Origin of the sequence: Helicobacter ganmani (assembly GCF_003364315.1) — a bacterium.
Taxonomy (GTDB): domain Bacteria; phylum Campylobacterota; class Campylobacteria; order Campylobacterales; family Helicobacteraceae; genus Helicobacter_D; species Helicobacter_D ganmani.
Genome location: NZ_NXLS01000006.1, coordinates 65,574 through 91,444 on the forward strand (window position 1 = coordinate 65,574; position 25,871 = coordinate 91,444).

Genomic DNA, 25,871 nt, shown 5'->3' on the forward strand with positions numbered 1-25,871 from the left:
TAAAAATGTTTAAAAAATGGGGATTTGTTGGAATGTTTGCAATGGAATCACACACAAAAGCTTTTGCCTTGCTAGAGTTTTTAATTTTTATTTTGGTGTTAGGCATATTGGTGTCTGCAATGTTGGGGAGTTTGGCTGTTATTGGGTTAGAAAATTTTAGAATTGTGCAAGATGTGGATATTTATAATGTTCCAATTTGTAACAAGATAGTGGAGCATTGCGTTTTTCGTTCTTCTCTTTTGGATTCCACTCTTGTTTATGAGATGAATGCCACGATTCCTTAAAGGAGAACAATGCGACATGCATGGACTTTAATTGAGATGCTTTTTGCTTTAATTTTGTTAGGAATTTTAGGCGTTTTAGGTGGTTCAACCCTGCTTAGAATTTATCAGAATTATCATCATCAAAACGATAGCTTTATTCAAGAAATTCAAGTGCAAAATGCTTTATTGCAGATTAAACGCTTGCTTGAAAATTCTTATTTAGAAAGCCTTATGCTAAGTAGTGGCGAGGAGATTGGCTCAAACCCCTTGAGTCTTAAAGGTAAGAGTTTAATCTTTTATGAAAAAACGCAAGAATATGTGGTAATTGGAGATTATTCTCTACCTTGTCTGCACGGCTTTTTTGTGCCAGAGAGTGCCAAAATAAATAATGTTTTAACGCTAGAATTTTTGAGTATAGATTTGGGTTCTAATGGAGTCTTAAATAAAAAATGCTCTGTTTATCAAAAAGTAAATTTACCGCAAAAAGCACTTTTTGTTACTTCAGATTTCATTGCACCAAGAGATTTTTATAATTCTAAATTTCAAGGAAAGATTTTAGAGCTTAATGCCAATCAAATCACATTAGAGATTCCACATTTGTTTAAGACTTTTATGCAAGCAAAAGCTGCAATACCGATAATCCCTAAAATGTATTTTCTGTATTCTATTTCTTCCTTGTCCTTTGGGGATTCTATTTTTTTGGAATCCAAAAGCCAATTACAAGGCGTTGTGCGCAATACGCAAGAGATTATCCAAGAGATTGCGGATTTTAAGATTGCTAAAACCGCTTTGGGAATTGCGCTTGAGATTTGTGTTAATGATGCAAGAGGAAATCCACATTGCGCGAATACTCTTGTTGTTGAGGTTGAGTAATGCGTTGCTATAAACATTCAAGAGGAGTAGTTTTGTTGCCTTTGGCTTTACTTGTTTTTTTGGGGGCATTTGTCTTGATTTTAGGATTTAAAAATGAATCTTTTAAGAATGATTTAAAATCAATGAATCAGCAGATTTTATGGCTAGACTTGTACCTATTAAGCTTTAAAGAGCAGCTAAAAGTAGAACTTCAATCCACAAATCCACCCATTCAAGATTTTATGGTTTTTTCTAGGGTGATTGCGGAGGATTTTAATTATAAAGCAGTGGTAAAGAGGTTGGAGGGAGATAAAAAGAACCTGGAAGCATTTTATTTCGTGGATATTTTTGGGATTTATCGGGATAGCAGCAAAGAGTTTTTGCAAGAATTTTCTGTGAGGCGAACTTGGATTTTGAGGTTGCAAATTTGAATTATTTGGTTTGCAATAGCAAACATCATCGTATGACAAATTCGCTTCATTTTATCTTGCTTTTATGGTAATATTTAATTGCAAAATTATTTAAACTAAAAGGTTTTGGGAATTATGGAGATTCAATGTTTTCTCTAATTGGTTATTTTTTATTAGCAATCGTGATTTCTTTTTGTTGTTCCGTGCTAGAAGCAGCTTTGCTCTCTGTTACGCCACCTTTTATGGAAAGTTATGCAAAAACACACCCTAAAAGTGGCAAAATTTTAAAATATCTTAAGGCAAATATTGACAATGCTGTGGGGGCGATTTTGGTTGTCAATACTTTTGCTAACACCGTAGGCGCAGCAGGGGTTGGTGCGCAGGCAGTGGAGATTTTTGGGCAAGATTGGCAGGGATTTGTTGCTTTGTTTATGACATTGTGTATTTTATATCTTTCTGAAATTCTACCAAAAACGATTGGCGCAACTTATTGGAAAATGATTGTTTCCCCGATGTCTTATTGTATTTTTGCGCTTTATTGCATAACCTTTCCTTTTGTTTATATTTCACGTATTATTACGCATCTGTTCAAAAGAAAAGATGCAAACCAAATGAGTCGTGATGAGATTTTGGCGATTATGGATTTAGGGGAAAAAAGTGGCTCTATTAATGAATTAGAGGGAGATATTTTAGAACATTTGATTTTGCAAAAAACCCTGAAAGTCAAAAATATTATGATGCCAAAAGAGAAAATCTTTGCCTTACAAGAGGAAATGAGCATAGAGGAATCTTTGAATATTCCTAATGTTCATCGGTATTCTAGGATTCCTTTGTATGCTGATACGATAGACCAAATTCATTCTATCGTTTTTAAAAAGAGTATTTTACACGCTAGCCTTGAGAAAAGAGGGAAAGAGGCACTTAAGAAGATTGCAAAGAATATTACAAAGGTAGAATCCGAAATGGGGTTGCTAGATTTGCTAGAAAAATTTATTTTGCAGAAAGAGCATTTGTTTTTGGTTGTAGATAGTGAGCAAAATATTGTCGGCGTTGTCGCATTAGAAGATGTGATTAATGCTGCACTTGGTGTTGGTAATTTGCAGCATCGTTAGGAGATTGTATGATTCTTTTAATTATCTATTGTTTAATTGCGATTGTTTTTACTTTTTTGTGCTCTATTATGGAATCTGTTTTTTTATCTATCACTCCCTCTTTTGTTGCAAGTTTTGAAAAACAAAATCCAAAAGTAGGTGGTTATCTGAAATATCTTAAAGAAAATGTAGATGACGCGGAGGGGGCGATTTTGGTATTAAATACCTTTGCAACAACTGCGGCAGCAACAGGAGTTGGAATCCAAGTCGCAAGCCTTTATGGGCTGAACTATCAGGCATTAGGAGCAAGCATTTTAACTATCGTGCTGATTTATTTCTCTGAAATTCTACCAAAAACGATTGGCGCAACTTATTGGAAGATTTTAACACCTTATGTAACTCTAAGCATTCATTACCTTTTGAAAATCGTCTTTCCTTTTGTGATTGTGGCAAAACTGATTACGCGTTTTGTCAAAACGAGTTCAAGTTTATTTATTGGACGCGATGAGATTCTAGCAGCAAGCCAAATTGGGCATCAAAGTGGCTCAATTTCTAGACGTGAGGAATTTATTATAGAGAATCTCTTAAAGTTGAAAAATTATCAAGCCATTGATATTCTCACACCTCGCAGTGTAGTGGTTTCGTTGTGTTATAGCGACACAATACAAAAGGCGTTAAATACGCAAGATATTTATAACTATTCGCAGATTCCTGTCTATGGAGAAAATGTAGATTCTGTGATTGGTATCGTGCATACACAAGATATTTTGGAGGTGGGCTTAAATAAAGCACAAGAGAGTGTCAATCAACAAACGATTGGCGATTTAATGCGTCCGGTATATGTCGTATCTTTTAATGTTTCCGTGTTAAATTTGTTAAATCTTTTTATTGCCCAAAAAGAACAGCTCTTTGTCGTGCAAGATAGATATGGGCAATTTTATGGAGTTGTAACGCGTGAAGATGCGATTGAAACCTTGCTTGGTAAAGAAATTTTAGATGAATTTGACAAAGCGGCAGATATGCAGAAGGTAGCGCAAGAAAATATCAAAAAATATCGCTTGAAATATTCTGATAAAATTAAAAATATTTAAAGTTTTGTAAGTAGCCTTCATAAGTATAGGGTAATGTTTGCTTAAGCTTGCCGCAAAGATGGAATCGTAAGAGATTCCAAGAAGATTAATTTATGGGCGCGTATTGTTCGGTGTAAAGATGCTGTGTCATCACTAGTAAGTCTTTGCTGATTTTGTTTGCGGTGTCAATGTCGTTTAAGATAGAGGAAACATTTGTCGCATTGATTTTATTATCAAGAATCAGTTTTTCTACCTTATTGATTGCATTGTCATCGGTTTGGTCTAATTGCTGAGAAACCTTACGAATGCTCGCAAGAATTAATTGAATATTCTCATCGGAGCTTTTTTCAAGATTCTCAATACTGCGTAAAAGCTCGGCTAAATCAATACGTATTTCATTATAAAGCTCCATTAGCGCACCATTAGAAGTTTGTGTCGTGCTTTTTAGATTGCGATAAAGCATTTTGAGTTGATGCACGGATTCTACCGCACGACGCGCGGCATTTTTGATATGGACAATCTCATTCATCTGTTCTTTGTCGTGGATATGAGTTTGTGCAATCGTTGCAAAGTCAAACATTTTATCAAACAAATATTTGATATTTTTTTGATAAAAATTATCAAAATCTACATCACGCCGATAAAGTTTTTTCTTCGCAATAATTTCACGGAAAGGTGTGTTGGAATGAATCTCTTTGCGTGTAAATCCAAGCGCATAGGTAAGAACTAAGAAGCAGTTATCATAGAGATGTTCCATTTCATTGCGCAAGGCTTCAATCGCGGTGTCTGGGTATTCTACAATAGAATCGTTTAGGTAAATTGGTTCGTATTCTTTCGCTTTTTTATCCACGATAACTTTTTCAAGGAATTGCACCATTTTGCCAATAAATGGCATCATCAGCGCAATGCCGACGAGATTAAACAACGTGTGGAATGCGGTGAGTTGCAAGATGTAATCATTGCTTGCGATTCCAACTTCACTGCAAAAGAATCGCACGACAAAAATCATTTGGTGCAAGAAAATCACTGCCACAAGCGCAGTTACACTATTAAAAAGCAAATGCGCTGCTGCAAGTCGCTTGCCTGCAATCGTCGTGCCAATAGAGCCGATGATTGCCATTACGGTGCTACCTATATTTGAGCCAATCGCAAAACCAAGTGCATTTTCATAGCTCATTTGTCCGGCTGCTAGAATCGTAATGGCTACGAGCAAACTTGCATTGGAGCTTTGCATTACCACGGTTAAAATAATGCCCACAAGCACAAAAAGTGCTACCCCCTTAATGCCCGGTATTTGCCCATATTGCGCAATGTCTATAATGTCTTTTAAATCATTAAAGCCGCTTTTGACAAGCGAAATACCCAAAAAGAAAAAACCAATTCCACATAGGATAGAGCCAAATGCCCTTGCAGTTTTGGAGCTTTGGAAGTTTAGAATCACGCCAAAAACAAGCAAAGGCATAGTAATAGAGGAGATGTCAAATTTTACCCCAGCAATCGCAATCACCCAAGCGACAATTGTCGTGCCAACATTCGCACCAAAGATAATCCCAATTCCCTGCCCCAATGTAATAAATCCTGCAGAGAGAAAGGAAATAGCAAGTACGGAAACAAGTCCGCTACTTTGCATAATCATTGTGGAGATTGCACCAAAAATTAGGCTTTTTGAGGCAGTATTTGCCCATTTTTTTAACACTCTTTCAATAAAAGTGCTAAAGTTACTAAATCCATTTTTGAGACACATTACTCCAAATAAGAAAATTGCGATTCCAGAACTTGCACCCAAAAAAGAACTAGACTCATAGAATAAATACCCTAAAATACCAAAAACAAGAAGCAATATAATATTTCGCATAATCTTTCCTTGAAATTGTTTGCGTTTGAGAAAAAGTAAAAAGTTATTTTACGACGATTATTATTAAATTAATATAAGCTTAAATCTAAATAATAAAAAGAAATATAAAATGATTGTGTTATATGTTTTCTCTTGTAATTGCATTTCTTGTTGTGTCGTCGCAAGGAAACGTAGATGGTCAAAACAATCTATAATTTGTGGAATCCTCGTAATGTCTCATTGGGAGAGTTTGGAACGAAAAAATAATGGCTATCTTACTTTGGCATAAGATTCCTTGAAAAGCATATTTTTCAAGGAATGTATAGAATTTTCTTATGATTTCTAATTAGGAAATTATAGTATATACTTATAAAATAATAATTCCTTAGATTAATTTAATGTAAGTTTTATTCTCAAGTAATACAAAGAAAAAGTTTAGTTTTTCACAAAAGGAGTGAATATGCCTTATGAATTACTTAAAAATGTAAAAATTTGGTTGTTGGATTCATATTGTAAATCCAATAGTTTTCAGAATGAAAGCTTATTTAAGCCCTTTTGTGTAAAGTTTTGCGAGCAAGCGTTTGCGGCGAATCTTGAAGCGCAAAAAGGGCTTGGAATTGTTTCCAATGATGTTTGAGGAGAAAAACGCCTATGCGAGTATAGGTTATGCGTTGTATTCCCTGACGTCTTATGTTTTTAGCGAGAATCCTATCAAATATAAAACAAAAATTAAAGGAGAATCTGAAAAGCAGGATAAAATGGATTTTTGGTGTGCAGAAAAAGATTTTAAATTTGAAGCCTATATAGAATCCAAAAAACTATGGTTAAATATTGGTAATGTTAAATGGGAATTTGGTAAATCTTGTAACATTCTCATAAAAAAAGCATTTGAGCAAATCAAAAGGCTGAAAAGTGCAGGTGTGGATAAAAAGAGTAGCAAATACACAGAGGGTGCAGTTTTTAAAGTTGTTCTTTTTCAGATTCCAATCGTCTATCACCCTAAATTTAAACCAGAGGACGCGGATTTGGAATCTGCACCGAAGTATTTAGAAAATCTTTAATAATAGCGTCAGAAAGCATTTCAGGGGCAATATGGGCTTGCTCTTAAGCGTCTTGGATATGCGTCCTTTTGGTGTTTGAGAGGAAGAAGTAGAGTGCAATCCCTTTAATATTCTTGCTGCTGTGGTAATGCAATAATTATCAAGCGTTAATTATTGTTTGGATTCTACCTTTAAATCCACAATTCTTGCCTTGCCTCTGAAGACTTTCAAGGTTACAATCGCTTGATTGTTGGGTTTGGCAAGGAGATTTTGAATTTCTTGCGCCTTTTCTTTTGTAGTGAAGTATTTTTCTATGTTTCTTCCTAAAGAAAGGCGCGAAAAGTAACTTTTGGGGGCTTTTGTTTTGATATAAAGTTGATTTTTGGGTGGTTTAGTTAGAATCTCTTTAAAGATAAAATTTCCTTTATCTACTCTTTCAAGACATACGAAAACCTCTGCATTCAATGGAATCTCCGCATATATAGATTTTTTAAGCTTTACCCCATAATCTAGCCATACGAAATCTCCTGAAAGTAAATCTCTAGGGTCGTATCCTTTGGCAATGACTTTCACTTCTGTGCCAAAATAGATTGGCAAATAAGCAGAAACAAACATTGCTCCAATCAGAATAAATTGCAATGCACACGCAAGAAAAAGCCATTTTGTCCTAAGCATTTTTTCTCCTTGCAAAAAGAAGTAATCCCAATCCAAAGCACAAGAATACTACACTTGCACCAATATAATCTCCCAATAAATCTAAATAACGAATCACTATCAATAACGAAAAAGTAAGTAATCCCAAAATTTTATGATTTTCTTTGATGAAATGAATGCCTAATAAAAAAGTAAAGAATGAATAAAATCCTTTAAGAATTATTGCGTTTGTTGGATATAAATTGGAATAATTACCAATCAATAAAAGACTTATTGTCAAAATGCCTAAAAAATAGTGTTTGAAATACAGATTGATTGCACCCAATAAAATCAATAAGGCAGATAGAGAGATAGAGGAGATTGATAAGAATAAATGGTTTGCATCATAACTTAGAGCAATGAAGGTCAAAGCTAGGGCAAAAAAGGCGTAAGATTGGTAAGACTTGAGATGAAAACCTAAAATAATTAAAGAAAGCCACGCAAAGGTGGATAAATTTAAATTATTCCCCTGAAAGTTGTATAGATATAAGTTTAAAAACACAAAATTCAAAAAAGCAAGGAATCTTGCAGCATTTAAAGAAAGACAAAAGAGGATTCCGCTTTGCACTATAATCCCAAGCAAAATGAGACAAATAAATAAATGAATGGAGTGATTGTCAAAACTTAAAAAATACCATACGCTTGTCAATAGGTAGCCTGTGATAAAGACAGAAAAAGACTTTAAAATAAGGGCAAGAAACAAGACAACACAGCCAACGCTTAAAAAAGCTAATGCAGTATCCTCACCAAGATGATAGATTTGCGAAAGTAGAGCAATATTTGCAAGTAAAACAAAACCACTTAGGATTCCAAAACCTTGTTGGAATATGGAATTTTTGGAGTAAAATATTCCCAAATGCGTGGCAAAAAGTGTGGCAAGAAGCAAAAATGTCTTAAGAATATTTGGAATCTGTTCCCAATTATAAGCGACAAGCGTCAAAAGAGAAAGCCCTATGAATACAAACGCCAAAGTGATTAAAAGAGGAAAATCCGAATTTTCATCAAAATGATAAAAACCAAAAATTGCTTTTTCTTGCTCTTTGTTGATAAAACCCTCATTGGCAAGTTTAATGATTTCAGATTTTAGAAAAGATTTTTTGTTGAAAAACAATTTAAATCCTTAAGTATAATAATAAATCTTATTAAATGTTAAGAGTGAAATTATTAAAGATTTTCGTGGCATAAATTTTATGTTTGCAAAAAGTTGCAAACATAAAAAATATTGGTTAGTTTTTGGTTTTATCTACAAGTTTGCCAGCAGAAATCCAAGGCATCATTTCGCGAAGTCTTGTGCCGACTTTCTCAATTGGGTGATTTGCTAAATTTTTGCGCTCCGCATTCATTCTTGCATAACCTGCTTTGCGCTCTAGGATAAAGTCTTTTGCAAATTTACCTCCCTGAATATCTTTTAGAATCGCACGCATTGCCTTTTTGGATTCGTCATTGATAACGCGCGGACCGCTTACCATATCGCCATATTCAGCTGTGTTTGAAATAGAATAGCGCATATCCGCTAAACCGCCTTGATAGATTAAATCCACGATGAGTTTAAGTTCATGCAAGCATTCAAAATATGCCATTTCTTCAGGATATCCAGCCTCAACGAGTGTTTCAAATCCAGCTTGCACCAAGCTAGAGACTCCACCGCAAAGCACAGCTTGTTCGCCGAATAAGTCAGTTTCTGTTTCGTCTTTGAAAGTCGTTTCAATGATTCCACTGCGTCCGCCACCGATTGCACTTGCATAACTTAATGCGATTGCTTTTGCATCGCCTTTGCTTGTATCTTGTTCTACTGCAATCAAATCAGGGATTCCCCCACCTTTGACAAACTCACTGCGCACGGTGTGTCCGGGTGCTTTGGGTGCAATCATAATAACACCTACACCTTTTGGTGCTTTGATTTGTCCAAAATGCACATTAAATCCGTGTCCAAACGCAATAATTTGATCTTCATTTAAATTTGGTTCAATATCGCGCGTAAATATATCGGCTTGCAATTCATCGGGGATTAGAATCATTACCAAGTCTGCCCATTTTGTCGCTTCGCTTACTTCCAATACTTTAAAGTTTTTGGCTTCCGCTTTTGCCCAGCTTTTGCCGCCTTTATAAAGTCCGATTGCTACTTCTACGCCAGAATCACGCAAGTTTTCCGCGTGTGCGTGTCCTTGAGAGCCAAAGCCAATAATTGCAACTTTTTTCTTTTTGATAAGTCCTAAATCGCAGTCTTTGTCGTAATAAACTTTTAATGCCATTGTTTCCTCTTTTTAAGTGAAATGTAAGATTTGTGATTATATTGCATTTTTCCTTAGCAGATACTTTGCCGAGTAGAACTCATTGGCTTTGGTATAATATATATTTTAATAAATTTTTTTTATTATAATTATTTTTTGTATTTTATTTCATTTATTATTATGTCTATAATCCGTGGCGGAGAAAATGTTATAATCGCAAAATTATTTATAAAGGATTTAGAAGTGATGCTTTCTTTTTCTTTGTTTTTGGTGTTGCTTTTGATTTTGCTTTTGAAAGTATTTTATTGGTTTCGTTGAGGGTTTAAATCAAAAATTTACCATAATAAGTTATTTTTTGTAAGCATAATATAGAAATGCTCCCATTCCTATAACAAATACAATAACTAAAAATACAATCATTATAATGTCTAGTAGGCTCATATTTCCCCTTTTTGATTAATTTCGCGTTCTCGTAGTTGTCCGCACGCAGCACTAATATCTAAGCCTTTGGATTCCCTAATGGTGCAGAATAAACCCTTTTTGAGTAAAAATTCTCGGAATGCTTCTACTTTTTCTCGTTGTGGTCTTTGATATGGACTGCCTTCATGGGGATTAAAATAAATTAAATTAACTTTTGCTTTGATTTTATTCAAAAGCGCGACAAGTTTTTTTGCGTTTTCTAAACTATCGTTTATTCCATCTATCATTAGATATTCAAACATTATGCGTTTGCGACTATCTATCGGAAAAGCTGCTATTTCGTCAATAATTGCTTGGATATTATAGGCTTTGTTGATGGGTATTAGTTGTGTGCGCAACTCATCACTTACTGCGTGTAGAGAGATTGCAAGTTGCACTCCTAAATTGAGCATGCCTAGTTTTTTGATTTTTGGAGCAATTCCGCTTGTAGAAATTGTTTGCCTGCGCACAGAAATATTTAAGCCGTCTAATTCACTTAAAATATGGATACATTGCGTAACATTTGCCAGATTATCTAGCGGTTCTCCCATACCCATATATACGATATTGATTGCTTTATTGTTTGGCAAATTTTGGTCTTTTTTGATTGCAACAACTTGATAAACAATTTCCCCAGCTGTTAAATTTCGCACAAATCCTCCCTTTGCAGTCAAGCAAAAACTGCAACCAACTTTGCAACCGATTTGTGAAGAAAGGCAAAGAGTGAATTTATCTTCTTTCATTTTTAAAAATACTGCTTCATAAGTTAGATTGTCCTGTGTCGCAAAGAGGTATTTTATGCTTCCGTCTTGGCTCTGCTCTTTTTTATTTATGCTGATGTTTTGACTAGTAAAATATTCATTTAAATAAATTTTTAAGTCTTTTGGCAGATTATTCATTGCGTCAAAGTTGGTTTCATAATGTGTATAAAGCCAATGATAAATCTGTTTTGCGCGAAATTTTTGGAATCCTGCTTGTTCTAAATTTATGCCTAATTCTTCCAAAGTCAAATCAAAGATATTTTGTTTGCTTGTTTGAGCTGAAAGATTCATTGTGTTTTTAATCATTGATGAAAATTCTTTGATTTGGAATAAATGTAGGATTCTAGTCTTTTTATTGCTGCTTTGTGATTGGCAAAAAATTCTTTTTGTGCTTCCGAATGTGTATGATTTGTAACACAAAAGATTCCAATCACAGGGAGCTCAAATGCTTTCGCAACTTGTAAAATACTAAAAAATTCCATATTCTCATAAGTGATTCCAAGCTTTACCAAATGTTTAGCAAGCGTGGAATCCGTTGTAATATAATTGCTAGAATTAACAATTTTTAAATTTTGAGACAAAATATCATTGGAGTTTTTTATCATTGTTTCACATGAAACATTCGTTAAAAAATTATTTAAAGGAGTGTAACACTGTTTTTGCAAAAAAGACAATTCTATATTTGTAGCACTTTGTGTTTCAAAAATTTCAAGCAAAGGAATGGATTCCATATAAGCACCACAAGTGCCAACAAAAGTAATTTCCTCTGGTCTATCATATAAAATAGAACGTGTCAAATTAATTGCAGATTCTACTAGCCCCACACCAATACTTTTAGCAAAAGAAAAAGCTTCCATTTTGCCTGCGCAATAAATCATTGTCTTATTCCTGTATTTCTTTGTAGTATAAATGCGATTCATTCTTTTTAATCGTTTTTTGTTCTGGGATTTGAAGAACTTGATAGAATCGCGGCTTTTCCAAATAGTCTATTTCAATGACATCACCTGTTTTTATATTGCGGCTTGCTTTTATGGGAATTCCATCAATTTTGATAACACCGCTTGTGAGCATATCTTGTGCAATGGAGCGTTTTTTTGTAATATTCACTGCATTCAGAAATTTATCTATACGCATATTTTATCCTTAAAATTTGCAAAATTGTAGCCAAAAGAATATTAAATTGTTGCTATAATACCACAAAATTTTTAAGGAGTGAAAATGAATAAGAAAAATATCAAAAAAGTTGTGCTTGCTTATAGTGGCGGTTTGGATACAAGTGTGATTCTAAAATGGCTCGGGGATAATTATCATTGTGAAGTCATAACTTTTACAGCGGATATCGGGCAAGGTGAGGAGGTAGAGCCTGCACGAGCTAAGGCACAGAAGTTAGGAATCAAGCCCGAAAACATTTTTATCAAAGATTTGCGCGAAGAGTTTATCCGAGATTTTGTTTTCCCGATGTTTCGTGCAAACTCCATTTATGAGGGTGAATATTTGCTAGGGACAAGTATTGCTCGTCCCTTGATTGCAAAACATTTGGTAGAAATTGCAAAACAAGTTGGTGCAGACGCAATCTCACACGGAGCAACAGGCAAAGGTAATGATCAAGTGCGTTTTGAAATCGGTGCGTATGCTCTAAATCCAGACATTAAAGTTATTGCTCCTTGGAGAGAATGGGATTTAAATAGTCGTGAAAAATTATTAGAATACGCAGAATCTGCGGGGATTCAAATTGAAAAAAAGGCAAATAAATCTCCTTATTCTATGGACGCAAATTTGTTGCATATTAGTTATGAGGGACAGATTTTGGAAAATCCAAATGTCGCTCCTGAAGAAGATATGTGGCGTTGGAGCGTTTCCCCTAAAGATGCACCCAATGAATCAGAAGTGATTAGTATTGAGTTTAAAAATGGTGATGGAATCGCAATCAATGGAGAAAAGTTAAGCCCGGCAAATTTTTGGGTTAAATTGAATGAACTAGGTTGTCGTCATGGAATCGGGCGTTTGGATTTAGTAGAAAATCGTTATGTAGGAATGAAATCACGTGGTTGTTATGAAACTCCGGGGGGAACAATTTATCTCAAAGCTCATCGTGCAATGGAATCTCTCTGCCTTGATAGAGAAGAAGCGCACTTAAAAGATGAGATAATGCCAAAATACGCTAGCTTAATCTATAATGGTTATTGGTTTAGTCCAGAGCGCGAAGCATTGCAAGCGTTGATTGATAAAACACAGCAAAAAGTTGAGGGTATTGTGCGATTAGAGCTTTATAAAGGCAATGTGATTGTGCTAGGAAGAGAATCCAAAAATTCCCTCTTCAATGCCGCATATAGCACTTTTGAGGAAGATTCTGTCTATAACCAAAGTGATGCAGAGGGATTTATCAAACTCAATGCTCTACGATTCATTATTTCGGGTAAAACGCGTAAGTAATTACAGCAAAAGTGCTACTTGTGCGGTTTGAGTAAAATCTCACCGCACGCAAGAATCATAAAAAATTCATATAGTTAAAATTAAAATAATAAATAATATTGATTAAAATATTAATTTATCAATTGTTTTTATATTTTTTCTGTATCCATTCGCTAAAAGTTGCAAGATACATATAAAAGAGTGGAATAAAGAAAACTGCTAAAAAAGTCGCAGCAAGCATTCCACCAAGCACGCCAGTGGCGATGGAATGTCGGCTTAATGCCCCCGCTCCGCTACTTACTGCCAATGGTAAAACTCCCATACTAAAGGCGAGTGAGGTCATAACGATTGGGCGGAATCGCAATCTTGCTGCACCAATAGCGGCTTCTATAATGCTTTTCCCCTCGTGTTCTCTAAGCTGCATAGCAAATTCTACAATTAAGATTGCATTTTTTGCTGCAAGCGCGATAAGGACAAGCAATCCAACTTGAAAATAAATATCGTTTTCTAATCCTCTTAAAAAAGTTGCAAGAATTGCTCCAAAGAGCGCGAAAGGCACAGCACTAAGAACACATAGTGGCATAAGCCAACGTTCATACTGCGCAACAAGAATCAAAAAAACAAAGACAAGCCCAAAAATAAAAGCTGTTGCGCCACTAGATTGACTTGCCTTTTCTTGATAGGTTGAACCTGCGTAAGCAATGTCATAGCCTTGCGGAAGAATCTTTGCGGCAATTTCTTCTATCGCTGCTATGGTATCACCACTAGAATAACCTTCATTAGAATAACCAATCAGTTGGGCTGCAGGAAAAAGATTAAAGCGATTGACAATTTCCGCACCTGTGGTGTATTGGAAGCTTAAAAGCGTGCTCAAAGGGACAAAATTACCATCTTGCGATTTGACAAAAACACTACTCAAATCCTCTGGGGATTGCCGATAATCTTGTTCAGATTGTGCAATCACGCGAAATGTGCGATTGAAAAGCTCAAAGTTATTCACATAATAGCTTCCAAAAGTTACCTGCATTGTGCGAAAAATATCATAAATATTGACATTGAGTGCAGCTGCTTTTTCTCTATCTAAATACACAGAGACTTGAGGAGTATTCACAGCAATGCTAGTAAAGGCATTACGAATCTCTTTGCGTTTAAGTGCTTCTTGCACCATTAAATCAGTGTATTTTTTGAGTTCCTCTAGGCTTCCACCCTCCTTGCTTTGCACATAAATATTTACACCACTTGAATCAAGCCCAATAATAGTTGGTGCTTGCGTGGCAATAAAACGCGCATCGGGATATTTTTGTAGTTCTTTAGTGATGTTTGCAATAAATGCCCTATCGCTTTTATCTTTATCTGTGCGCTCACTCCAATCAATAAGTCTATAGAATCCCACGCCATCACTGCTTTTGAATCCTCCTGAAAGAAAACTATATCCAACAATGGTAGTCATTTCAGCTACAAGAGGATTGCTTTCTAAAGTAGCAATCAGGTCTTTTTGCACTTGTGTTGTGCGTGAGAGTGCTGCACCATCTGGTAGAATCGTATGAATATTAACGATTCCCATATCTTCTGCTGGGACAAGCGAATGCGGCGTTCTTTGGAAAAGGTCATAAGTTACAAAGAGCATGGCAATCAATAGACAAAGAAAAAGCAGTCCTCTTTTGAGAACCTTCGCCACTTGTTGGGAAAATTTCAATGTGAGTTTCTCAAAAAACTCATCAAATTTGGCAATAAGATAAAGGGGCTTTGCCTTTGTTGGTTTAAGATACATTGCGCAAAGACTTGGTGTGAGGGTGAGGGCAACACAACCCGAAATCACGACTGAAATCACGATTGTAATCGCAAATTGTCGGTAGATTTCCCCGCTAAATCCTCCCATAAACGCAACAGGAATAAAGACCGCACTTAAAACCAAGACAATCGCAACTACAGGGGCAGTAATCTCTTGCATAGAACGAATCGTAGCTTCTTTGGCGTTTAAATGCTCTTGGTGCATAATGCGCTCTACATTTTCAATCACAATAATTGCGTCATCTACTACGATTCCAATCGCAAGAATTAGTCCAAAAAGCGTAAGGAGATTAATCGTAAAGCCAAAAAGATATAATCCGATAAAAGTGCCAATTAATGAAACAGGTATCGCAATGCAAGGAATAATCGTTGCGCGCCAATTTCCTAAAAAAAGATAAATAATTAAGACAACAAGAACAATTGCTTCAAAAAAGGTTTTTACAACTTCTTTCATAGATTGCACGATAAACTCTGTGGGGCGAAAAGGATTAGAGTATTTAATGCCTTCAGGAAATTTTTGTGATAATCGTTCCATTGTTTTTTGGACATTGTCCGCGACATCAAGAATATTTGCTCCCGGCTGCAATGTAATACGAATCGGAACAGAGGGAGTGGAATTGTAAAAATAGGAGGTGAGATATTCTTGCGCACCAAGTTCCACCCTTGCGACATCTTTTAGTCGTAGCATAGAGCCATCAGGATTTGCTTTAAGAATAATGTTTTCAAACTCTTCTGTGCTAGAAAATAATCCTTTTGTTACGATTGTGTAAGCAAATTCGCTCCTTTCAATAGGCTCAACTCCAAGCTTGCCTGGAGCAAATTGAGAATTTTGCTCTTGAATCTTATCAATCACCTCTAAAGGTGCAAGATTAAAAAAATTGAGCTTATCTGGTAATAACCATATGCGCATTGCATAATCCGAGCGTCCCCACAAATCAACATCTCCGATTCCGCTAATACGCTTGAGCTCATCTACAACATTTAAAAGTGCGTAGTTTGCTATATCAAGTTGTGAATGATTGGGATTATCTGAATAAATATGATACATTCCAATTACAGCAGTGGAGCGTTTGCGCACGGTTACGCCAAGTCTTTGCACTTCACTAGGAAGTTGGCTAAGAACAGCCTGCACGCGGTTATTGACATTGACAACAGCCATATCTGGGTCGGCATTATTATTAAAAAAAACGCTCAAATTCATTGTGCCACTACTCGTAGTAGAGGTTTGGATATAAATCATTCCCTCCACGCCATTAATGCTATTTTCTAAAATGCTCGCAACATTTGTAGAAATCGTTTCTGCACTTGCTCCGGGATAGTTTGCACTCACAACAATTTGTGTTGGAACAAGTTTGGGATATTGTTCTATGGGGAGATTAAAAAGGCATAAAAGCCCAGCAATAACGATGATAATAGAAATTACTGCGGAGAATGCGGGGCGGTTGATAAAAAACTTTGAAAACATCAATTTTCCTTAGGATTCTATAATAATTCTTTGCATTTTTAACCGCAACATTCTAGCATAAAAGCGTGAGGCAAATGTGAATTTATTATAAAGAATCATAATTGGTTTTTTTATAACTTTTTCCCAAAAATACGCCCAATATGCCCCAAACAAAAGAAATTGCAGCACCGCACAAAAGTACGCATAGAATCCCTACGTTTGCAAGCAAGCTTTCTGCTTGGGCTGAGAGCGCGTCTCCTCCGCGATATACAACCGTGTCAAAGAAGTTTTTGACTTTGTATTTAGAATCTGCGTCCAGCGGCACAAACAGCATTTCGCGTCCGGGCTTAACGAGTGCGTATTCGCCTACACGGCGGATACTCATCACGACAGCCAAAGGCAAAAACGCAGGGTGCGTGAAGCTAAGGACAATGAATCCTAGTGTGATGACGAAACCAAGCGTGCTTAAAAGATAAGTAATGCCCAAAAACTTCACTATTTTTGCGGTTAAAAAGATTTGGATAAATAAAGCTGAAATCTGCACGATAAGGTCAATGTTTGCAAATGCCGCAATTCTTGCCTCGCGTGTAGGAAAAACTTCACGAATGATTCTTGCTTGCTCCATATACAAAAAGGTAGAAACGCTCGTGAGTAAAAGGATAAAGGCGCAGAGTGCGAGCAGGTATTTGGAAGCGATGATGAGTTTAAAGCCAATAAAAGGGTTCTTTGAGCCAATCACTTGATTGAATCTCTCCAACGATTCTACATTTTCAAAGTATTTTAACTCGCGCAAAATGAGATTCTTTAGTATAATACCGATAAAAAGCAAAGCAATGGAGAGAAAGAAGAGATTTGCCACACCAAAATTTGCGACTAAAATACTCACACTGCTTGCCCCTGCAATGCTTCCAAGACTTGCCCCTGCGGAGATGATACCAAAAAGCCTTGTGCTTTCCTCTTTGTTAAAGACATCGGTGAGCAAGCTCCAAGCAGAAGAGAAAGCAAAGAGATTAAAAACGCTAATCCACACATAAAACACGCGAGAAAGCCAGATAAATTCTGCGGTGTGTGGCTTGAAAATCTGCATTAATGCATAAAAAATAAGCAGATTGAGCGCAAAAAAGATAAAGACGCAATCGGCGTAGAATCTCCTTTTGATTTTGGTGCTTAGCCACATCAGGAGCAAAGATGCAAGGATACAAGCAATAAAAGTCGCCAAAAAGAGCCATTTTAGCTCCTCTTGTCCTCCCTCTAGTCCCAAAGCATCGCGCATAGGACGCAAAATCGCATAGGAGCTAAAGAGCATAAAAATAAACCCGCAAGAGAGGACTAGAAGCTTAAATTCTCCGTCTTTGAGACTAAAGAGTTTGTAGATAAATGCGCGCATTTTTATCCTTTATTGATAAACCTAGTATTATAAACCATTACACTTGGTGTTTGTCAAGAGGAAAAAGCATAAAAAATAAAAAGTTTTAATCCTCGTATTTTTTCAATTTCTCTAGCAATTCTTCTGCGCTAGCAAATTCATTGTCTTTTAGTGCATTTTCTCCCCATTTAGCTTGGAGATAAGGAATCTTTGCATTTCTTGCCGCTCCCTCGTCTTTGAGACAATTCCCAACAAATATGGACTTGGCAAAGGGAGCATTTTGTAAGATAAGATAAATCATCATCGGATTGGGTTTGGATTCTATTGTATCGTTTGTGCCAATAATAGAATCAAAATATTGGTCTATTTTATGCCTTTGCAAAATCGGCTTTAACCCTTGTTGTGGAGCATTGGAAGCAAGGGCTAGAAAGTAATTTCTTTTTTTGCAGGTTTGAAGCATTTCGCGTATCCCCGCAAACAAAACTGCACTTTGCTCATAGTGTTTGCCAAAATAAGATTCAAAACCAACCTTGTAGCTTTTATGCGGAAAATTCTCAATACCATAAAAGATTTTTGCACAATTAAGATTTGGCGTATGAATTGCGTGCTGCATTGTTTCTTGTGGAAGTGCAGGAAGATTTTTGTCTGCTCTAATTGCATTAATGGCTTCATAAATCGCATTTTCACTATCTATCAATGTCCCGTCCATATCAAAAATAACATTTATCATTCATTCCTCCATAAACTCATATCCATTCCTCTTTAATCCAAAATCCCCAACACTTGATAAAGTGGAATATCTCTTAAGAATCGTTCTACTAAATTTTCCAAAGATTCTTTGGGCAAATTTGGAATCTCGCACTTTACAAATTCTGCTAGTGATTCTTTTTTGTAGTTTCCTTGAATATAGCCTTTTAGGCAATTCCAAGTTATCGTGTCTAAAAAAATTCCTCTACCAATGCTTGCAGAGGCGAGAAAAAGTCCCGTGTTTTTAGGCTTTTGCGAGAAAAGCACTTGATTATGGGCTTTTGCTTGTATTGAGATTCTGTGTGAGTATGCTTGCGCGGGGTGTAAGAATCCTTGTGTCATCATTGCACAAACGATAGGCAACAAAAACTCCATTTCAAGTCCGAAGTTTTGCACGAGACTTTGCAGAGTTTTTGGTTGGTAAGAATCTTTGGCAAAAAAATCTAAAATTTTCTGACAGAGGGTTTGAAATTCTAGCGGTGTTTCAGGGAGATTTTGGAATCCAAAAGGAGATTTTAACAGCACAAAATGGGTTTGCAAAAGTCGCTTTGTGCGCTCCTGTTGCGTCAGATTCCTTTTGCCTCGCACAAAGCAATCCATTCTAAAGGATTCGTTAATCCAATAATCTTTGAGCTGTTCTTGCAAGATAGAATCCCTAGCCTCTGCCAATAATACTTTTTGCTGTGCGCTAAAAGTTTGTGGGTCAAAATGCCACATTAACTTTGCACTTGTGCTAAATTCACACGATATTTGGCGCATAGATTCTGCCATTTGGCTAAAAAACAAGCAATGCCAATCTTTGTTAAAAAATTCGTGGCATAAATAATTAATTTCTCTTGTCTGCAATTCTTGATAAATCTCTTGTGTGCGGGGATTTTGCTGTGCATAAAGCGAAGAGGAAGCAAAAAAATCTTTCGCCCAAGAAATCGTTTGTTGAATTCTTTTTTCTTGGTTACCGCTCGCATTGCTTTCATAGGTTTTTAGCAAGTGTCGCAAGGAATATTTCCCCTCCCAGCCCGGAAAAACATTGTAGCTTACATAAACGACCCCCCCCCAAATCTAAACAATGGTTAATAATTTCGAAAATAACCTCTTGATTTTCTCGCGACACCCAGCTCCAAACGCCGTGTAAAATAATATAGTCAAACTTGCGATTCTCTTGCAATAATCGCTTGTAAAACCCCAAAAAGTCCTCTTCATACACTTGCGTGCAACTTTGTGAAGCAGCAATAAATTTTTGTGCGTGTTGGCAATGTGCGGGAATAAAATCATTCCCCATAAACTCTCCCTCACTGCAACTTGCGTGAAGCGTAAGGCTATTTCCCAACCCAAACCCTAGCTCAAGATAGCGGAATTTTCCTTGTGGTTTTGGACATTCTACCCCTGCTAAAGTCAAAGAAAAATCTATCCATAGAGGATTAAGTGCAGGAATAAAGTCATCTACATATTCTAGTTCCGTAGCGTATCCATAGGATTCCATTGTGTTTCCTTATTCAAAAATCCATTGCTTATAGTGCGGTAGTTGCGATTCTATGGCAAATTTACGCGCTTGAGATTGGAGATTGCTTGGAGAGAAAAAATGGGGTTGCGCATAAATAAAGCGCATAGCTTCGCTAAAAGCCTCTTTGTCATTAAGGGGGACAAGAATGCCTCCCTTGCAAATTTCACAATGCTTTTGATTGTCTATAAATTCGCCAAGTGGCTCTAAAATCTCTTTGGGCGCACAATCAGTTGTCAAAAGTGGAATCCCAAGTGCGAGGGATTCTACAAGCACATTAGGAAAACCCTCGTGATTGGAAGCAAACACGAAACAATCTGCAACGCTCAAAGGCGCGTAAGGGTTTGGAGTGCGTCCGAGCAAATGCACACAAGATTCTAAACCCAAGCTCAAAATCTGTGCTTCTAGCTCGTTTCTTTTCTCTCCCTCGCCAAAGATAAACAAATCCGCCTTGTCCTTAAAGTATTGCATACAATCCACAAGCAAGCGATGATTTTTACCGCTATCTAGTCGCCCAATACTGACAAAAGCAAATCTCCCACGCACTTTGCTTGACAAGATTTGCTCCTTTAATGTGGAATCCTCACGACTTTGTGCATTGATTTTGTTTAAATCAAAAAAGTTTAAAAGCAAGGTGATTTTCTTTTGTGCGATTCCAAAATTTTCTACCAAGTCCGCGAGATTTTGTGGAGAATTTGCACTGATTTTATCTGCTTTGTTGTAAAGCAATGTAATCAACTTGCGATTTATCGTAGAGGAAAGATTGGAATAACCATATTGCTTGCTTGGATAGCTTCGCTCACAAATTAAGATTTTAGGGCTTTTGCGTGTTAATTTGCAAAGCATACCTGCTAGAATATTAATATAGTTTGGACGTGTCATCAAAGAAAGTGAAATCTCGCAATCTCGAATAATTTTGCGATATTTGAATGCAAGCAAAGGAAGTTTGAGGAGTTTTTTAATCCCGCTTTCTGTGGTGCGGTTCCGCCCCAAAATGATTTTTTGCACATTTAGAGGATAATGCTGAATATCCTCCAGCAAAACAAGCGTGATTGTATATTCCTTTGCCAGATTCTCCAACAAAAGTGAGGTAATGCGTTCCGCTCCTCCAGCCCCCAAAGAATAAAGCAAAATCACAAGTTTCATCGTAACAACTTAATCCTTTGGAGATTTTGTCTCATTGTTGTTGTGCAATTCTACTTTTAAAATTTCTATACTAACAGATTGCGCAAGAGAAGTCAGAATCTTTAAAGTTGTGCAAACCATAGAATCTACGCTAAATTTTTCTACAATCTGCGCACGCGATTGTGCTTTGAGGGATTCTAGCTTGTCTGAATGCTGCAAGGTGTAGAGAGATTTTAGGCATTCTAACGCGCTTTTATCGTCTTTTGGAGGGAAAAGAAACGCATAGGCATTTTGTCCAAAATCCGCAATAACTTTACTCTCACCCACATCACTTACGATTGGCACACAACCACACGCCATTCCCTCCGCAATAGAGTTTGAAAAACTTTCCGTATAAGAAGTAGAAAGGATACAATCAAAAAGTGGATAATAGGCTTCCACATCATTTTTTGCTCCTAAAAATAGGACATTGCGTTGTGTATCCCCTAGAATCTTTAGGCAGTCTTTTAGGATTCTTTCTTCGCATTTTCCAAGAGAGATGAAAGTAACCTCTACACCTTGTTGTGTTCTAGAATATTCTATCATTTCCTTTGCAGTGCGTGCAAAAAGCGGATAATCTTTGACTTTATCCATTCGTGCGACGATTCCAAAAACAAATGCGTCCTCTTGAATTCCAAGTTCTTTTTTGAATCTTGTAATCTCTCTAGGGTGGAATCGCGTCGTATCAATCCCATTATAAACCACTAATGCTTTTTTCATATAATAGCCCTTTTTTTGATAAAAGCTAAGTGCATCATAGGAATTACAAAGAATTGCATCAGCAAAACGACTTAAGAGTTTCTGTGTATAAAAATATAGCTTAGAAGCAAGGGAGAGATTGTTTAAATTAATCGCACTTGAACGGAATCCAAAAACTACTTTTGCGCCCAAAAATGCACCACAAAAAAGGCTAAAAATATTCATTTCAGGCATAAAGGCATAAATACAATCCGGTCGGAAATCTTTAATCACTTTACGATAGCGCAACAAAAATCCAATATCTTTGCGCCCTTTCTTATGCAAACAAATATGTGGAATCCCTGTAATTTCATATTCTAGGCGTCCGCCACTATAAAGCGTGCAAAGACGCAAATCTACCTCCGAACGCTTGGCGAGCTCTTGCGCAAGAAGCACCCATTGCCTCTCCGCTCCACCAAAATTTAAAGACCGAATTGCTAATAAGATTTTAATTTTTTTCATTGAATTATTTCTCTACCCTCTGACGAATTTTTAGTTTTGGCAAGAAAGAAATAGGTAAAAAAAGACAAGCAAAAACCTGCAATGCAAGCCAATTTGGATAGATTGCTAGACTTTGTAGAATCTTTTTAAATGCCTTTTTGCGGTTCCCTCCTTGCCGGTAAAGTAATGCTGCTGTGGCACAGAGCTTAGCTAAATGTGCGGGACAATATTTCAAACGTTCTTTATAAAAAAGCAAAATATCTTGCTCATAATTTTTTACCATTTCCAAAGGCTTATATTTCAAGCTCTGCGTGAGAGATTCTGCGTGGATTCTATAAAATTTCAAAGGCTTATGAATATAATAGCACGGACGCTGTTTGTGGAGTTTTAGCCATAAAAGCCCCATATTGCCTCTTTGTAAATTTTCATTAAATCTCCTCTGTCCAAGTAGTTTGCGCTCAAACAAAGTTACAAACTCTCCGTCTAAACACCCCGCAAGCACTTCTTGGAAACCAATTTCACGCGATTCGTCTAGTCCTTGTCCTGAGAGGAATCCGTCATCACTTCTTGTGCAATTTGCGATGATAATACCATATTGTTTATCAAAGCGCAAATAGACTTCTACCATTTGCGAAATAGCTTCTTTAAATAATAAATCATCATCATCTAAAAGCAATAAAAGTTCGCCACTTGCATAATCTAAACCATTGTTGCGATTCCCTGCACTTCCATGCGTTCTTGCGTTGCGCACAACTTTGATATGGGGATTATCTTTTGCATATTCGCTTGCAATGCTAAAGGTGTTGTCCTCTGAACCATCATCACTTACGATAATTTCTAAGTTAGGATAATCTTGGTCTAAAATGCTTTCAATGGATTCTGTAAAAAAATATTCACGATTGTAAGTTGTCAAAATCACGCTAACTTTTGGGAAATTTGGGTTATCTGGAATCTCACTAAGGAGTTTTTCGCTAAATTCTTGTGGTAGGTCTTTGATGTTAAATTCTTTGAAATTTTCCATTACCCAATCTCCTTTTTGTTTGCAATATCGGCTAAAAACACCAAAACACAACATTTACCTTTGTTATTTTACACTTTTTATTCAAATTTTAATTTTACCAAAAGCACATTTTAATTTTATTAAGAAATAATGAGAGTTAAAAACAAGGAATCAAAAACAATAAGATGAATCCTAAACTACAAGGATAAGCAAAATATTGGCTTATCCTTGTGGGATTCTAAATTAATCTTTGATTTTTGGCTCACCAAATGCGCTAATTTCAGGTAATTCTCTTGTGTATTTTTCTTCAAAAATTCATCAAAGCTTGGCATTGGCGTAGCAAACTCACTACCATAGGAGTGTGTTTGGCGCAAGGAACTTTGTAATATTTTTTGATAAAATCTTTCGCACTTTTGCCATTCTTGGTATAGGCATTATACACTTTCTCGCCATACTCTCTACACAAGTCAGAGAAAATCGCATAATCATCACGACTCCCTTCAAAAGGCTCTACTGCCTATTTCATCAACACAATTTGCATATTAGAATAATCTCCCGCCATCGTCAAGTCATCTCTCTCATAAGAGCTTGTTGTAAGGATTACGATGTCCGCCATTTTTCTGTTGGCGTCCAAAAGATTCTTAGTGTGTTAAGAGGGTCTGCACCCCAAATAAATAATTAAGTTGTGGATTATATAACTTTTAGTTATATGGATTCAAATATATATAAATTTAAGATTAAGATTTATTTGAAGTTTGGTAGAATCTTAGAGCAATCAACTTGTTGCATTAAGTGCAGTCAAAGCCTAAACTAGCTTCAAAGTGCCATTTTGTAGGCGATAGATAGAATCACAATGTTCAATCGTGCTTAAGCGGTGTGCGATGATAAGCAAGGTTTTGTCCTTTGCAATCTTATAAATTTCTTCCATAATTCTTGCTTCCACTTCTGTATCTAGCGCGCTTGTAGCTTCATCTAACACAAGAATCTCTGGTTCTCCATAGAGTGCGCGCGCAATCGCAATGCGTTGTTTTTGCCCCCCGCTTAGTGCGATTCCGCCATCCCCTACTTGTGTTTCTAAGCCCTCTTTGGTTTGCAAAAACTCATAAATTTTGGCACTTTTTAGACAAGAGATAATTTTTTCTTTATCCAATTCTCTTCCAAAGGCGACATTGTCCTCTACATTCCCACTAAATAAATAAACATTTTGTGGAATATAGCCTATCTTTTTGCGCCAACTTTTTAGATTTGTTTTCTCTAGTTTAACATCATCTATCCAAATACCACCATTTTGAGGACAAAGCAAGCCAATGATGCAATCTACTAAAGTGCTTTTTCCACTTCCTGATTCTCCGATAAACGCGACTTTTTCTCCCTTGCAAATGGTAAGATTGATTTCTTGTAACACGCATTTTTGTTGATAGCCAAAAGAGAGCTTTTCTAGTCTAATTTCTCGTTCAAATTTGACTTCTTCTTCCCCTAAATCTTGGGTTTGCATTTTTAAGTCTTGATAAATGATTTCTAAGGAGCGAAAATTAAAAAGAATCTTATTGTAAGAATCCAAAATGCGGTTGATAGAGGGCAAAAGGCGATAGAGTGCTAACACATACATAGACAATAAGGGCAAATAACCTGTTACATTGTTGGGGTTTTGAATTAACAAATATAACACAACAAGAATCATCATACAAAAGCCAAGTGCTTCCAAGCTCAAGCGCGGAATATGAAAAAAAGTTTGATTTTTGATATTCGCCAAAGAATATCCCTCTAAAGAGTTTGAAAAATTCCGCCAAATGGAGTCGGAATCACTTTGAAGTTTGATGATTTTGTAATTCCCAAAACTTGAGCTAAGTGTTTCAAAAAAAGTTTTTTGATGCGATTCCTTTTCTCGTCCTTGCTTTTTGATTTTTAATGCAATTCCTCGCGCTAGAAGGAATCCCAAAATCGCTAAGACGAAGGTCAAGCCAAGCGTAATTTTGAAATCCACAAATAATAAAGTGCCATAAATTAAAAGCACAACGAAAACTTCGGAAGTCATAAACAAAAAAGCAGCAAGTAAGATAGTAAAATTATGTGCTTCTGTTGTAATGGTTTTGGTTAAATGGCTTGTATTTTTTGTAATGAAATCCTCATAATTAATGTCCAAATAATTCCTAAACAATCTCTCCACAATCAAATGATAGCGTCCAAAGGTAAAACGCGCTAAAAGATGTTGATAGAGGAGATTAATCAAACTACGGAAGACATAAAACACCAATAAAACAATGCCAAAACACAAAACAAATTCATAAGGAGAATCAAAATGTAAAAAATGATAAACAAAGGCAAAATAAGTTTTACTTTCAATTAAGCTAAAATCACTTGCCACAGCGATAAAAGGAGCGATTGCAGAGATTCCAATGAGTTCAATTAAGGACACTAACAAGGAGAGTAGTAGCATTCCATAAATGTAATGTTGGTCTTGGTGCGATAGGATAAATCTAAGTTTTGAAAACATAACCTATGAGACTTTAAAGAATAAATGGCATTATTTTACCAATTTGTGCCTTAAAGAGCAGAATCCTAATAA

Annotated in this window: 24 protein-coding genes and 1 pseudogene; 8 read left to right on the forward strand and 17 right to left on the reverse strand. The window is 36.3% G+C overall.

Annotated features, from left to right (window positions below; genetic code table 11):
• Window positions 1–5 precede the first annotated feature (5 nt).
• The 5 genes from CQA43_RS06490 to CQA43_RS06510 all read left to right on the forward strand — a co-directional run bounded on the left by CQA43_RS06490 (window position 6) and on the right by CQA43_RS06510 (window position 3,707).
• Complete coding sequence (locus CQA43_RS06490) at window positions 6–284, forward strand: type II secretion system protein (RefSeq protein ID WP_115551808.1); 279 nt, start codon at window positions 6–8, stop codon at window positions 282–284.
• A gap of 9 nt (window positions 285–293) precedes the next feature.
• Window positions 294–1,136 carry a type II secretion system protein gene (locus CQA43_RS06495; protein ID WP_115551809.1) on the forward strand — a complete coding sequence of 281 codons (843 nt, stop codon included), beginning with the start codon at window positions 294–296 and terminating at the stop codon, window positions 1,134–1,136.
• A complete protein-coding gene (locus CQA43_RS06500) occupies window positions 1,136–1,546 on the forward strand; it encodes a hypothetical protein (RefSeq protein ID WP_115551810.1) in 411 nt (136 codons plus the stop codon). The genes CQA43_RS06495 and CQA43_RS06500 overlap by 1 nt, the downstream gene beginning before the upstream one ends.
• A gap of 125 nt (window positions 1,547–1,671) precedes the next feature.
• Entirely contained in the window at window positions 1,672–2,637 is a 966-nt protein-coding gene (locus tag CQA43_RS06505; RefSeq protein ID WP_115551811.1) for a CNNM domain-containing protein, read from the forward strand.
• 8 nt (window positions 2,638–2,645) lie between these two features.
• Window positions 2,646–3,707 carry a CNNM domain-containing protein gene (locus CQA43_RS06510; protein ID WP_115551812.1) on the forward strand — a complete coding sequence of 354 codons (1,062 nt, stop codon included), beginning with the start codon at window positions 2,646–2,648 and terminating at the stop codon, window positions 3,705–3,707.
• 85 nt (window positions 3,708–3,792) lie between these two features.
• Here CQA43_RS06510 and CQA43_RS06515 read toward each other — a convergent pair whose 3' ends face one another.
• Window positions 3,793–5,541, reverse strand: a complete 1,749-nt coding sequence (locus CQA43_RS06515) for a Na/Pi cotransporter family protein (RefSeq protein WP_115551813.1) — start codon at window positions 5,539–5,541, stop codon at window positions 3,793–3,795.
• A gap of 439 nt (window positions 5,542–5,980) precedes the next feature.
• On the opposite strand from CQA43_RS06515, the gene CQA43_RS09515 reads away from it, so the two are divergent.
• Window positions 5,981–6,157, forward strand: a complete 177-nt coding sequence (locus CQA43_RS09515) for a hypothetical protein (RefSeq protein WP_181881651.1) — start codon at window positions 5,981–5,983, stop codon at window positions 6,155–6,157.
• Window positions 6,138–6,581 carry a hypothetical protein gene (locus CQA43_RS06520; RefSeq protein WP_115551814.1) on the forward strand — a complete coding sequence of 148 codons (444 nt, stop codon included), beginning with the start codon at window positions 6,138–6,140 and terminating at the stop codon, window positions 6,579–6,581. The genes CQA43_RS09515 and CQA43_RS06520 overlap by 20 nt, the downstream gene beginning before the upstream one ends.
• A gap of 150 nt (window positions 6,582–6,731) precedes the next feature.
• On the opposite strand, the gene CQA43_RS06525 is transcribed toward CQA43_RS06520, so the two are convergent.
• The 6 genes from CQA43_RS06525 to CQA43_RS06550 form a co-directional block, all read right to left on the reverse strand.
• The gene (locus tag CQA43_RS06525) at window positions 6,732–7,235 is read right to left on the reverse strand and encodes a GDYXXLXY domain-containing protein (RefSeq protein ID WP_115551815.1); all 504 of its coding nucleotides are present in this window, start codon (window positions 7,233–7,235) and stop codon (window positions 6,732–6,734) included.
• Entirely contained in the window at window positions 7,228–8,364 is a 1,137-nt protein-coding gene (locus CQA43_RS06530; protein ID WP_115551816.1) for a DUF2157 domain-containing protein, read from the reverse strand. The genes CQA43_RS06525 and CQA43_RS06530 overlap by 8 nt, the downstream gene beginning before the upstream one ends.
• A gap of 115 nt (window positions 8,365–8,479) precedes the next feature.
• Window positions 8,480–9,505, reverse strand: coding sequence for a ketol-acid reductoisomerase (ilvC, locus tag CQA43_RS06535; protein ID WP_115551817.1), 1,026 nt, complete (start codon window positions 9,503–9,505; stop codon window positions 8,480–8,482).
• Between the two features lie 416 nt (window positions 9,506–9,921).
• Complete coding sequence (gene rlmN / locus CQA43_RS06540) at window positions 9,922–11,010, reverse strand: 23S rRNA (adenine(2503)-C(2))-methyltransferase RlmN (RefSeq protein ID WP_245944251.1); 1,089 nt, start codon at window positions 11,008–11,010, stop codon at window positions 9,922–9,924.
• Window positions 11,007–11,582 (reverse strand): phosphorylase family protein, encoded by a 576-nt coding sequence (locus tag CQA43_RS06545; RefSeq protein WP_220271601.1) that lies wholly within the window; start codon window positions 11,580–11,582, stop codon window positions 11,007–11,009. Before CQA43_RS06545 ends, rlmN begins: the two co-directional genes overlap by 4 nt.
• A 4-nt stretch (window positions 11,583–11,586) precedes the next feature.
• The gene (locus tag CQA43_RS06550; protein WP_115551819.1) at window positions 11,587–11,838 is read right to left on the reverse strand and encodes an RNA-binding S4 domain-containing protein; all 252 of its coding nucleotides are present in this window, start codon (window positions 11,836–11,838) and stop codon (window positions 11,587–11,589) included.
• Window positions 11,839–11,922: 84 nt separating this feature from the next.
• Here CQA43_RS06550 and CQA43_RS06555 point away from each other — a divergent pair, with 84 nt between their 5' ends.
• On the forward strand, window positions 11,923–13,137 hold the full coding sequence (locus CQA43_RS06555) for an argininosuccinate synthase (RefSeq protein ID WP_115551820.1): 1,215 nt from the start codon (window positions 11,923–11,925) through the stop codon (window positions 13,135–13,137).
• 118 nt (window positions 13,138–13,255) lie between these two features.
• Here the strand turns inward: CQA43_RS06555 and CQA43_RS06560 are convergent, their stop codons facing one another.
• The 10 genes and pseudogenes from CQA43_RS06560 to CQA43_RS06600 form a co-directional block, all read right to left on the reverse strand.
• A complete protein-coding gene (locus tag CQA43_RS06560) occupies window positions 13,256–16,372 on the reverse strand; it encodes an efflux RND transporter permease subunit (RefSeq protein WP_115551821.1) in 3,117 nt (1,038 codons plus the stop codon).
• An 85-nt stretch (window positions 16,373–16,457) separates the two neighbouring features.
• Window positions 16,458–17,738 carry an NTP/NDP exchange transporter gene (locus tag CQA43_RS06565; protein ID WP_245944252.1) on the reverse strand — a complete coding sequence of 427 codons (1,281 nt, stop codon included), beginning with the start codon at window positions 17,736–17,738 and terminating at the stop codon, window positions 16,458–16,460.
• 85 nt (window positions 17,739–17,823) lie between these two features.
• Complete coding sequence (locus CQA43_RS06570; protein ID WP_115551822.1) at window positions 17,824–18,447, reverse strand: HAD family hydrolase; 624 nt, start codon at window positions 18,445–18,447, stop codon at window positions 17,824–17,826.
• Window positions 18,448–18,479: 32 nt separating this feature from the next.
• On the reverse strand, window positions 18,480–19,460 hold the full coding sequence (locus CQA43_RS06575; RefSeq protein WP_181881652.1) for a methyltransferase regulatory domain-containing protein: 981 nt from the start codon (window positions 19,458–19,460) through the stop codon (window positions 18,480–18,482).
• Window positions 19,435–19,944, reverse strand: coding sequence for a class I SAM-dependent methyltransferase (locus CQA43_RS06580; RefSeq protein ID WP_115551824.1), 510 nt, complete (start codon window positions 19,942–19,944; stop codon window positions 19,435–19,437). Before CQA43_RS06580 ends, CQA43_RS06575 begins: the two co-directional genes overlap by 26 nt.
• Before the next feature lie 9 nt (window positions 19,945–19,953).
• Window positions 19,954–21,108 (reverse strand): glycosyltransferase, encoded by a 1,155-nt coding sequence (locus CQA43_RS06585; RefSeq protein WP_115551825.1) that lies wholly within the window; start codon window positions 21,106–21,108, stop codon window positions 19,954–19,956.
• Between the two features lie 9 nt (window positions 21,109–21,117).
• Window positions 21,118–22,326, reverse strand: coding sequence for a glycosyltransferase (locus tag CQA43_RS06590; RefSeq protein WP_115551826.1), 1,209 nt, complete (start codon window positions 22,324–22,326; stop codon window positions 21,118–21,120).
• 4 nt (window positions 22,327–22,330) lie between these two features.
• Complete coding sequence (locus tag CQA43_RS06595) at window positions 22,331–23,326, reverse strand: glycosyltransferase family 2 protein (RefSeq protein ID WP_115551827.1); 996 nt, start codon at window positions 23,324–23,326, stop codon at window positions 22,331–22,333.
• A 278-nt stretch (window positions 23,327–23,604) separates the two neighbouring features.
• Window positions 23,605–23,944 (reverse strand): annotated as a pseudogene (locus tag CQA43_RS09745) (molybdopterin-dependent oxidoreductase); the annotation flags it as partial.
• 166 nt (window positions 23,945–24,110) lie between these two features.
• The gene (locus CQA43_RS06600; RefSeq protein ID WP_115551828.1) at window positions 24,111–25,799 is read right to left on the reverse strand and encodes an ABC transporter ATP-binding protein/permease; all 1,689 of its coding nucleotides are present in this window, start codon (window positions 25,797–25,799) and stop codon (window positions 24,111–24,113) included.
• Window positions 25,800–25,871: the final 72 nt, after the last annotated feature.

Coding starts and splice junctions, on each gene's coding strand:
- CQA43_RS06490 (WP_115551808.1), top strand. CDS start 6: ATGTTTAAAAAATGGGGATTTGTTGGAATGTTTGCAATGGAATCACAC.
- CQA43_RS06495 (WP_115551809.1), top strand. CDS start 294: ATGCGACATGCATGGACTTTAATTGAGATGCTTTTTGCTTTAATTTTG.
- CQA43_RS06500 (WP_115551810.1), top strand. CDS start 1,136: ATGCGTTGCTATAAACATTCAAGAGGAGTAGTTTTGTTGCCTTTGGCT.
- CQA43_RS06505 (WP_115551811.1), top strand. CDS start 1,672: ATGTTTTCTCTAATTGGTTATTTTTTATTAGCAATCGTGATTTCTTTT.
- CQA43_RS06510 (WP_115551812.1), top strand. CDS start 2,646: ATGATTCTTTTAATTATCTATTGTTTAATTGCGATTGTTTTTACTTTT.
- CQA43_RS06515 (WP_115551813.1), bottom strand. CDS start 5,541: ATGCGAAATATTATATTGCTTCTTGTTTTTGGTATTTTAGGGTATTTA.
- CQA43_RS09515 (WP_181881651.1), top strand. CDS start 5,981: ATGCCTTATGAATTACTTAAAAATGTAAAAATTTGGTTGTTGGATTCA.
- CQA43_RS06525 (WP_115551815.1), bottom strand. CDS start 7,235: ATGCTTAGGACAAAATGGCTTTTTCTTGCGTGTGCATTGCAATTTATT.
- ilvC (WP_115551817.1), bottom strand. CDS start 9,505: ATGGCATTAAAAGTTTATTACGACAAAGACTGCGATTTAGGACTTATC.
- rlmN (WP_245944251.1), bottom strand. CDS start 11,010: ATGATTAAAAACACAATGAATCTTTCAGCTCAAACAAGCAAACAAAAT.
- CQA43_RS06545 (WP_220271601.1), bottom strand. CDS start 11,582: ATGATTTATTGCGCAGGCAAAATGGAAGCTTTTTCTTTTGCTAAAAGT.
- CQA43_RS06550 (WP_115551819.1), bottom strand. CDS start 11,838: ATGCGTATAGATAAATTTCTGAATGCAGTGAATATTACAAAAAAACGC.
- CQA43_RS06555 (WP_115551820.1), top strand. CDS start 11,923: ATGAATAAGAAAAATATCAAAAAAGTTGTGCTTGCTTATAGTGGCGGT.
- CQA43_RS06560 (WP_115551821.1), bottom strand. CDS start 16,372: ATGTTTTCAAAGTTTTTTATCAACCGCCCCGCATTCTCCGCAGTAATT.
- CQA43_RS06565 (WP_245944252.1), bottom strand. CDS start 17,738: ATGCGCGCATTTATCTACAAACTCTTTAGTCTCAAAGACGGAGAATTT.
- CQA43_RS06570 (WP_115551822.1), bottom strand. CDS start 18,447: ATGATAAATGTTATTTTTGATATGGACGGGACATTGATAGATAGTGAA.
- CQA43_RS06580 (WP_115551824.1), bottom strand. CDS start 19,944: ATGGAATCCTATGGATACGCTACGGAACTAGAATATGTAGATGACTTT.
- CQA43_RS06585 (WP_115551825.1), bottom strand. CDS start 21,108: ATGAAACTTGTGATTTTGCTTTATTCTTTGGGGGCTGGAGGAGCGGAA.
- CQA43_RS06590 (WP_115551826.1), bottom strand. CDS start 22,326: ATGAAAAAAATTAAAATCTTATTAGCAATTCGGTCTTTAAATTTTGGT.
- CQA43_RS06595 (WP_115551827.1), bottom strand. CDS start 23,326: ATGGAAAATTTCAAAGAATTTAACATCAAAGACCTACCACAAGAATTT.
- CQA43_RS06600 (WP_115551828.1), bottom strand. CDS start 25,799: ATGTTTTCAAAACTTAGATTTATCCTATCGCACCAAGACCAACATTAC.